Origin of the sequence: Streptomyces sp. NPDC018029 (assembly GCF_044327655.1) — a bacterium.
In the GTDB taxonomy this organism is placed as follows: domain Bacteria; phylum Actinomycetota; class Actinomycetes; order Streptomycetales; family Streptomycetaceae; genus Streptomyces.
Map to the genome: position 1 here is coordinate 717,075 of NZ_JBIRFV010000004.1, position 8,513 is coordinate 725,587.

General features: G+C 71.4%; 7 protein-coding genes. 5 read left to right on the top strand and 2 right to left on the bottom strand.

The genetic code is table 11. The features are described 5' to 3' along the window. On the bottom strand, positions 1-2,271 hold the full coding sequence (locus tag ACH4D5_RS16175; protein WP_398302574.1) for a serine/threonine-protein kinase: 2,271 nt from the start codon (positions 2,269-2,271) through the stop codon (positions 1-3). 267 nt (positions 2,272-2,538) lie between these two features. On the opposite strand from ACH4D5_RS16175, the gene ACH4D5_RS16180 reads away from it, so the two are divergent. From ACH4D5_RS16180 to proC, 5 genes are all read left to right on the top strand, one after another. Then, positions 2,539-3,081: an EamA/RhaT family transporter gene (locus tag ACH4D5_RS16180; RefSeq protein ID WP_398302576.1), complete on the top strand. Its 543-nt coding sequence runs from the start codon at positions 2,539-2,541 to the stop codon at positions 3,079-3,081. Positions 3,082-3,220: 139 nt separating this feature from the next. Continuing rightward, positions 3,221-4,012, top strand: a complete 792-nt coding sequence (locus tag ACH4D5_RS16185) for a class I SAM-dependent methyltransferase (RefSeq protein ID WP_398302578.1) — start codon at positions 3,221-3,223, stop codon at positions 4,010-4,012. Positions 4,013-4,379: 367 nt separating this feature from the next. Next, a complete protein-coding gene (locus ACH4D5_RS16190; protein ID WP_398302580.1) occupies positions 4,380-5,138 on the top strand; it encodes an ABC transporter ATP-binding protein in 759 nt (252 codons plus the stop codon). Further along, entirely contained in the window at positions 5,135-5,872 is a 738-nt protein-coding gene (locus ACH4D5_RS16195; RefSeq protein WP_398302582.1) for an ABC transporter permease, read from the top strand. The genes ACH4D5_RS16190 and ACH4D5_RS16195 overlap by 4 nt, the downstream gene beginning before the upstream one ends. 113 nt (positions 5,873-5,985) lie before the next feature. Beyond that, on the top strand, positions 5,986-6,810 hold the full coding sequence (gene proC, locus ACH4D5_RS16200) for a pyrroline-5-carboxylate reductase (RefSeq protein WP_398302584.1): 825 nt from the start codon (positions 5,986-5,988) through the stop codon (positions 6,808-6,810). A 139-nt stretch (positions 6,811-6,949) separates the two neighbouring features. Here the strand turns inward: proC and trpS are convergent, their stop codons facing one another. Then, positions 6,950-7,960 (bottom strand): tryptophan--tRNA ligase, encoded by a 1,011-nt coding sequence (gene trpS / locus ACH4D5_RS16205; protein WP_398302586.1) that lies wholly within the window; start codon positions 7,958-7,960, stop codon positions 6,950-6,952. Positions 7,961-8,513 lie beyond the last annotated feature (553 nt).

Sequence of the window (8,513 nt, forward strand, 5' to 3'; positions counted from 1 at the left end):
TCAGCCGGACTTCGGCGGCTTCGTCGCGTCGAAGGCGAACACCGTGTTCTTCGCGGCCGCCACGACCACCACGCTCCCGGCGACGGTCACGCGCGGGCTGGCGTTCATCTCGCCCGCCAGGCCGTCGGCCCTCGGATCCGTCGTCCACAGCGGCTTGCCCGCACGGGACGAGAGAGCGACGACCCGGCCGCTGGCCGAGCTGAAGTACAGAGCGCCGTCGCCGTCCCCGGCCACCGGCCCCGACACACCTTCCACGCTCGTCTGCCGGGACCACTTCTTCCTGCCCGTCGCCGGGTCGAGCGCCGTGACGAGCCCGGTCTGCCCGCTGACGAAGACGGTTCCTTCGGCCATGCCGGGCGTCCCGTCGTACGTCTTCGGGAGCCGGGAGTACGTCACCTTCTGCGAGGCCCGGTCCACCCGCGACACCTCGTCGTAGCCCACGATCGCGGGCCCCTCCTGACGCGGGTGGAGGAGGACGAGGCTGCCGTCCGCGGTGCCCACCGGCACGGCGGGGCCCTTGACGGTGATGGCCTTGCCGAGGCTTCCCGAGGAGAGGTCGACGGTGCGCAGGACGGGGTGGCGCACCTCGCTGTCCGCCAGTTCCGCGGCCGGCGCGCACATCGCGTACAGCCGCGTGCCCGAGGGGACCGGGGCGCACTGCGTGCCCGAGGGGAATGGTTCCTGCCAGGCGACCTTCCCGCTGTGCGCCCGCCGGGCCTCGAAGCGGGTGTTCGACGCGTCGACCGTGACGACGGTCGAGCCGATCACCACGGCGTCCTGCGTACGTCCCGTCACGGCCGTCGACTGAGCGCCGGACGGCACCGACCAGAGCTCCCTGCCCTTGTCCGCGTCGACGGCGACCACCTCGCTCTGCGGACTGGCCGCATCGCCCTCGGCCGCGAAGCGGTAGCCGAGCACCGTGTCGTCGGTGACGCCCACCAGATGCATGCCCTGCACCGGGACACCGGGGCTTTTCTCCGTCCAGACCCGGGAGCCGTCGGAGAGCCTGAGCCGGGCCGCGACGACGCCACCGCCCCCGCAGAACAGCGCGTCACCGCGCGCCTCACAGCGCAACTCGTCCGGAATGTCCGCGCGGCCGCCCGGCACGGTCTTGCGCCACGGCGCGAAACCGCCCGGCAGCCGCGCCCCGGCCGCCGCGATGTCGGTCCTCTTGCCGCCCGAGCCGCCGGGACCGTCCGAGCCGCCCGCCCGCATCACCGCGACCCCGCCGCCGATCGCAGCCACGGCCACGACCGCGGCGAGCACCGGCCGCCAGCGCCGCCGCATCCGCCCCCCGCCGGCGGTTGCCTTGGCACGGCCGGCGTCCTCGGCGCCCCCGTCCACCGCGAGCGGCGGGGAAGCGGCACCCGGCGCCGGAGTGTCGTCGTCCGTCGAGAGGTGGTGCTGCGTATCCGTCTCCCGCATGCTGCGCGGGCCGTCCGCCGGACCGGTGGCGGGACCAAGATCGGCCGGCAGATCCCGCAGGCGTACGAGGAGTTCGTCCGCCGAGGGCCGGTCGTCGGGGTCCTTCGCCAGGCAGGGCTCGACCACCCGCCGCAGCGCGTCCGGCACCGCGCCGAGCGCCGGCGCCTCGTGGACCACCTGGTAGGCCGTCATGTACGGGCTGTCCGCGTCGAAGGGGCCCTGCCCCGTAGCCGCGTAGACCAACAGCGTGGCCAGCGAGAAGACATCGGAACGCGGCCCGACCCCGCGCGGCGTCTGCAACTGCTCCGGCGACATGAACGGCGGCGTGCCGATCACCCGCCCCGTCATCGTCAGCGTCTGCTGGTCCGCGGCGCGCGAGATGCCGAAGTCGATGACGCGGGGGCCCTCGGGGGAGAGGACCACGTTCGACGGCTTCAGGTCCCGGTGCACGACGCCCGCGCGGTGGATGTCGCGCAGCGCCTCCGTGAGCCCGATGGCGAGACGGCGCAGCTCGACGCCGTCGATGGGGCCCTTCTTCGCGATGTGCTGCGCGAGCGTGTGGCCCTCGATGAAGGTGGTGGCCATCCACGGGTGCTCGGCCTCGGGATCCGCGTCGATCACCGCCGCGGTGAAGGCGCCGCTGACCCGGCGGGCCGCCGCGACCTCCTGCCGGAAGCGGATGCGGAACTCCTCGTCACCCGCGAACTGCTGATGGATCAGCTTGATCGCGACGGGACGCCCCGAAGCCGTACGCGCCAGGAAGACCGTGCCCATACCGCCCGAGCCGAGGCGCGCCTCGAGCGGATATCCGCCGATCTCCTCCGGGTCTCCCCCACGGAGCGACATGCTCACCGACCTCCCCCGTGTTCCCCGCTGCGGACCCTCGCCGCTTACGCAGCCCAAACTAACCGCCGGGCGGTGCGCCCTGGCAAGGCGGGGGACGAATAGGGCGTGCCTGTACGCGTGGGACGCACACGAAACCACCGGGACGGTGGGTATCCCGCAACCGCAAACCGCAGCCCATCGCCAACCGGGACGGCGGACGTCCCGAAACCGCAGGCCATCGCCAACCGGGACGGCGGATGTCCCGTAACCGCAGGCCATAATCAAACGGTGAGCGAAGAATCCGGCACCCAAAGCCCCACCGGCACAGACGGCCCCACCGCTCCGGCGCGCCCTTCCGGCGCCACCGAACCCGGCCCGCGGCCCGAGCCGATCCGCTTCTTCGGGACGACCTGGGTCGCCCACGACGGCGGCTACGGCGCCCGGCGGGTCGGCGTCGCCGTCGGCTCCCTGGCCGCGGCGGTCGCCGGCTGCTTCGTGCTGCGCTTCGCCTACGAGGGCCTGACCATCGCCGACGTCGGCCAGTTCGTGAACCTCCTCGTCGTCCTGATGTTCGCGATCTGCAGCGCCGTCGCTTTCCGCCGTACCTGGGAAGGGTTCAGTCGCCGCCACGACCCGGCATCCCAGGCCTCGGCCCGCTCCCTGATGACCATCGGCTTCGTCGGCACCCTCCTCGCCCACTTCTTCCGCTCCTTCTCGGAAGCCCCCGGCGAGAAACTCCACCGCGAGGAGTACGAGGCGGCCCGCGCCCAGTACGAAAAGCGCACCTCCCGCCGCACGGGCAACCCCTCCCGCAAAAAGCGGAAGCGCTGACACCGACGTCGCCGCTCCGGGAGCAGCCCGGGCCCCGGCCCCGACTGGACTCGACTCGACTCGATTCGACTCGACCCGACCAGTGAGGCCGGGCGCGCGGGGGCTGGATCATTCGTTGCTGCGCACGCGACGATGACCCATGACTTCCACCACCCCCTCCTCACGCGCCCGGGCCCACTCCTTCAACGCGGCCGCCGCCCAGTACGCGGCGTACCGCCCCTCCTACCCGCCCGCCCTCTTCGACGCCGTCGAGCGCCTCGCGGGCCGCCCCCTTGCGGGCGCACGCGTGGTGGACGTCGGCGCGGGCACCGGCATCGCCACCGCCCTGCTGGCCGAGCGGGGCGCCGAGGTTCTCGCGGTCGAACCGGGCACGGGTATGGCACAACAGTTCCGCCGCACACTCCCGCACATCCCCCTCGTACGCGGTGACGGCAACGCCCTCCCGCTGGCCGACGCCTCAGCCGACTTCCTCACGTACGCCCAGGCCTGGCACTGGACGGTCCAGGAACGCTCCGTACCCGAGGCCATACGCGTGCTGCGCCCCGGCGGCGCCCTCGCCCTGTGGTGGAACATCCACGACCACGAGACCCCGTGGCTCGACGCACAGACCGCCCGCATCGCCCGCTTCCTCGGTATGGACGACGAGGCCCGCCACACCGCCGACCGCACGGCCGCCCGCGCCGGCGAGCGCGGTGACCTGACGACCGCACTCGCCTTCCGCCGCGACCGGCTCCGCTGGAGCCGCCGCGTGCCGCTCGACACCCACCTCGCCAACCTCGGCACGCACTCCGCGTTCCTGGTCCTCGACGAGGACCGCACCGCCGCCTTCCTCGCCGCGGAACGCGCCGAACTGCTCAAGGTCTTCCCCGACGCGATCGTCGAGGAGAGCTACGTCGTGGACCTCCTCGTCGCCACCCGTCCCACGACCTGAACAGCCCCCCCATGTCGCCTTGACGGAGCCGGCCGCCGGGAGCACTATTCATCACATGATGAATAAAAGGCCCCCGACGGCCCGCCCCAACACTTCACCGACCCACCCGGCCCACCCGGCCAACCACCGGCCGACCCCGACGGACCCCAGAACCGGCACCCCCGAGCCACCATCGGGCACCCGGGAAGCACCACCCGGCACTCCCGAGCCACCATCAGGCACCCCGGAAGCGCCACCCGGCACCCCCGAACCACCCCCCAGCACGCCGGAGCTCCCTGAACCACCCGGGTCCACCCCCGGAAGCCGGAACCAGACGGACAACCAACCACCCCCCGGCACCCCCGCCCGCGCCGCCGAGAGCCCGGCCGTGCTGGCCCAGGGACTGACCGTCGTCCGAGGCCCCCGCACCGTCCTGCGCGACCTCGACTTCACCGTCCCCCGCGGCCAGATCACCGGACTCCTCGGCCCCTCCGGCTGCGGCAAGTCCACACTCATGCGGGCCATCGTCGGCACCCAGGCCAAGGTCACCGGCACCCTGAACGTCCTCGGCCACCCCGCGGGCGCCCCCACCCTCCGCTCCCGCGTCGGCTACGTCACCCAGCACCCCTCCGTCTACGACGACCTCACCGTCCGCCAGAACCTCGACTACTTCGCGGCCGTCCTCGACCCCGGCCACGGCACCGCCGCCGAACGCCGCCGCGACCACGTCACCCGCGTCCTCGACGACGTCGCCCTCGCCTCACACGCCGACTCCCTGGCCGGCAACCTCTCCGGCGGCCAGCGCAGCCGCGTCTCCCTCGCGGTCGCCCTCCTCGGAACCCCCGAACTCCTCGTGCTCGACGAACCGACCGTCGGCCTCGACCCCGTGCTCCGCCGCGACCTCTGGAACCTCTTCCACACCATCGCCGCCGACCGCGGCGCCACCCTCCTCGTCTCCTCCCACGTCATGGACGAAGCGGAACGCTGCCACCACCTCCTCCTCATGCGCGAAGGCCGACTCCTCGCCGACGACACCCCCGACGCCCTGCGCGACCGCACCCACTCCGACACGGTCGAAGCAGCCTTCCTCCACCTGGTCGACGCCGCCGACACCGGCCAGCCCGTCCCGCCCAGGAGCCCCCGATGAGCACCTACCGCACCCTTGCCTCCGCCGCCCGAGTCCTGCGCCAACTCCGCCACGACTCGCGCTCCATCGCGCTGATGATCCTGGTCCCCTGCGTGATGCTGCTCCTCCTGCGCTACGTCTTCGACGGCAGCCCGCAGACCTTCGACTCCATCGGCGCCTCGCTCCTCGGGATCTTCCCCCTCATCACGATGTTCCTGGTCACCTCGATCGCCACCCTCCGCGAACGCACCTCCGGCACCCTCGAACGCCTCCTCGCCATGCCCCTGGGCAAAGGCGACCTCATCGCCGGCTACGCCCTCGCCTTCGGCGCCCTGGCCGTCGTCCAGTCGACCCTCGCCACCGGGCTCGCCCTGTGGGTCCTCGGCCTGGACGTCACAGGTTCCGCCTGGCTGCTGCTCCTGATCGCTCTGCTCGACGCCCTTCTCGGCACCGCGCTGGGACTCTTCGTCTCGGCCTTCGCCGCCTCCGAATTCCAGGCCGTCCAGTTCATGCCGGCGGTGATCTTCCCCCAACTCCTCCTCTGCGGCCTGTTCGCCCCACGCGACACCATGCAGCCGGTCCTCGAATGGTTCTCCAACGTCCTCCCCATGTCGTATGCCGTCGACGGCATGAACGAAGTCCTCCACCACCCCGACATCACCGGCGACTTCGTACGCGACGTCGTCATCGTCGCGGGCTGCGCACTCCTCGTCCTCGCCCTGGGCGCGGCCACCCTGCGCCGCCGCACCGCCTGACCCCCGGACCCCCGGACTGTCCCGGGTGTCCCGCCCACCGGACACCACCGCTGCCCCCGGCACCCCAATGCGAGGATGGTCCCCGGACGACGCAACCCCGGAGGCCACCGTTCATGAGCAGCAGCACGAGCCAGAAAGTCGCAGTCCTCGGCACCGGAAAGATCGGCGAAGCCCTGCTCAGCGGCATGATCCGCGGCGGCTGGGCACCGGCCGACCTCCTGGTCACCACCCGCCGCCAGGAGCGCGCCGACGAGCTCCGCACCCGCTATGGCGTCACCCCCGTCAGCAACGCGGACGCCGCCAAGCAGGCCGACACCCTGATCCTCGCCTGCAAGCCCCAGGACATGGCCAAGCTGCTCGACGAACTCGCCCCGCACGTCACCCCCGACCGCCTGGTCATCAGCGCCGCCGCCGGTATCACCACCGCCTTCATCGAAGAGCGCCTCGCCGAGTCCACCCCGGTCGTCCGCGTCATGCCCAACACTCCTGTCCTCGTCGACGAAGGCATGTCCGTCATCTCCGCCGGCAGCCACGCCTCCGCCGCCGCACTCGCCCACGCGGAGGCCATCTTCGGAGCCGTCGGCAAGACGCTCCGTGTCCCCGAGACGCAGCAGGACGCCTGCACGGCCCTGTCCGGCTCCGGCCCCGCGTACTTCTACTTCCTGGTCGAGGCCATGACCGACGCGGGCATCCTCCTCGGCCTCCCCCGCGACAAGGCCCACGACCTGATCGTCCAGGCGGCCATCGGTGCGTCCGTCATGCTCCGCGACAGCGGCGAGCACCCGGTGAAACTCCGCGAGAACGTCACCTCCCCCGCAGGCACGACGATCAACGCCATCCGCGAGCTCGAGAACCACGGTGTTCGCGCGGCCCTCATCGCGGCCCTCGAAGCGGCCCGCGACCGCAGCCGCGAACTCGCCACCGGCAACAACAGCTGAGGCCACCGCCGCAGCCGCAGCCACTGCTCGCCACCGCCACCGCCACCGCCGCCATCGCCGCTTGCCCCAGGGGCTTCGGCGGCGAGGCGGCGAACGCGCGGCGCCACGCGTCCTCCCGCCTCGCAGCCGGCCCCCACGCCTACCGCGCGTCGCTCACCGGCGGCAGCAGCCCGATCGCCCGATAGGCGCCGTCCACCGTCGGCTTGGCCATGCCCCGTGCCCGCTCAGCTCCCCGCCGCAACACCTCCTCCACATACATGGGGTCCGCCACCAGATCCTTGTGCCGCTCCTGTACGGGCCTGAGCAGCTCCACCACGGCCTCGGCGGTGTCCTTTTTCAGTGCGCCGTACGACTCATATACACCGCTCAAGGCCTCCGGGTTCCCACCTCGGCAAGCCGCGAGGATCTCCAGCAGATTCGAGACCCCCGGCTTCGACTCCCGGTCGAACGCGACCTCGCTGCCGCTGTCCGTGACGGCCCGCATGACCTTCTTGCGCACCACGTCCGGCTCGTCGAGCAGATAGATGATCCCGGCCCCCGTGTCGTGGGACTTGCCCATCTTCGACGTGGGGTCCTGCAGATCCATGACCCGCGCCGCGACCTTCGGCGGCGTGGCCCGCGGCACCACGAACGTCTGGCCATAGCGCTGGTTGAACCGCACCGCCAGGTCCCGCGTCAGCTCCACGTGCTGGGTCTGGTCCTCACCGACCGGCACCTCGTCGGCGTCGTACGCCAGGATGTCCGCCGCCATCAGCACCGGATAGGTGAGCAATGACAGCCGCACGCTCCCGCCGCGCGCCTGCTCAAGGACCGACTTCTCCTTGTACTGGATCATCCGCCGCATCTCGCCGTCCGACGCGACGCACTCCAGCAGGTACGAGAGACGGGCGTGCTCGTCCACGTGGCTCTGCACGAAGACGGTGGCCCGTTCGGGATCGATGCCCGACGCGAGCAACAGGGTCGCCGCCTGTCGACTCAGCCTGCGCACCCGCCCGGGATCGTGCTCCACGGTCAGGGCGTGCAGGTCGACAATGCTGAAGAGGGACTCCGCCCGGTACTGATCGACCTCAGCCCACTGCCGGATGGCTCCCAGGTAGTTGCCCAGGGTCAGGTGTCCCGTCGGCTTGACCCCGCTGAAGATCCTCGTCATCTCTCCGCCTCCTGGTCAGGACCGCCGGCCCGACGACCGGGCTCCGGGTCCTCCAGGGGGAGAAACGAGAACGGCCGCCGAAGCGGCGGCCGTCGAGTACATGCGTATGTACGGCCGCCGTCAGGCGGCCCACCACAGTTGGGCGTACGCACGTGTAGTCACGTCCGCCAGAGTAGCCCTCCAGGGCCCCGTCGTCAGGAGTTGACACCCCCGGAGCCGCTACGTAGTGTTCTCCGAGTTGCCCGACGTGAGCGTCGACCACATGGTCGGTCCCCGGGCAGCCATTCCGCAAGAACCATTCAAGCGATCGACGTCGTGCGCCCTCAGGGGACTCGCCTTCGATTCGTTTTCATGCGTATTTGCGAAATGAGGAATCCGCGTTCGAAGGAACGCCCCCGATTAGCTCGGGAGCCAGGAATCCGCTAAAGTCTCACTCGTCGGAACGGCCCAACAGCCGGGAAGACACCTCCCGCTGACTGGGAGTCAGGCCCGAAAGGATCTGATAGAGTCGGAACCGCCGGAAAGGGAAACGCGAAAGCCGAAAGGCCGGAGC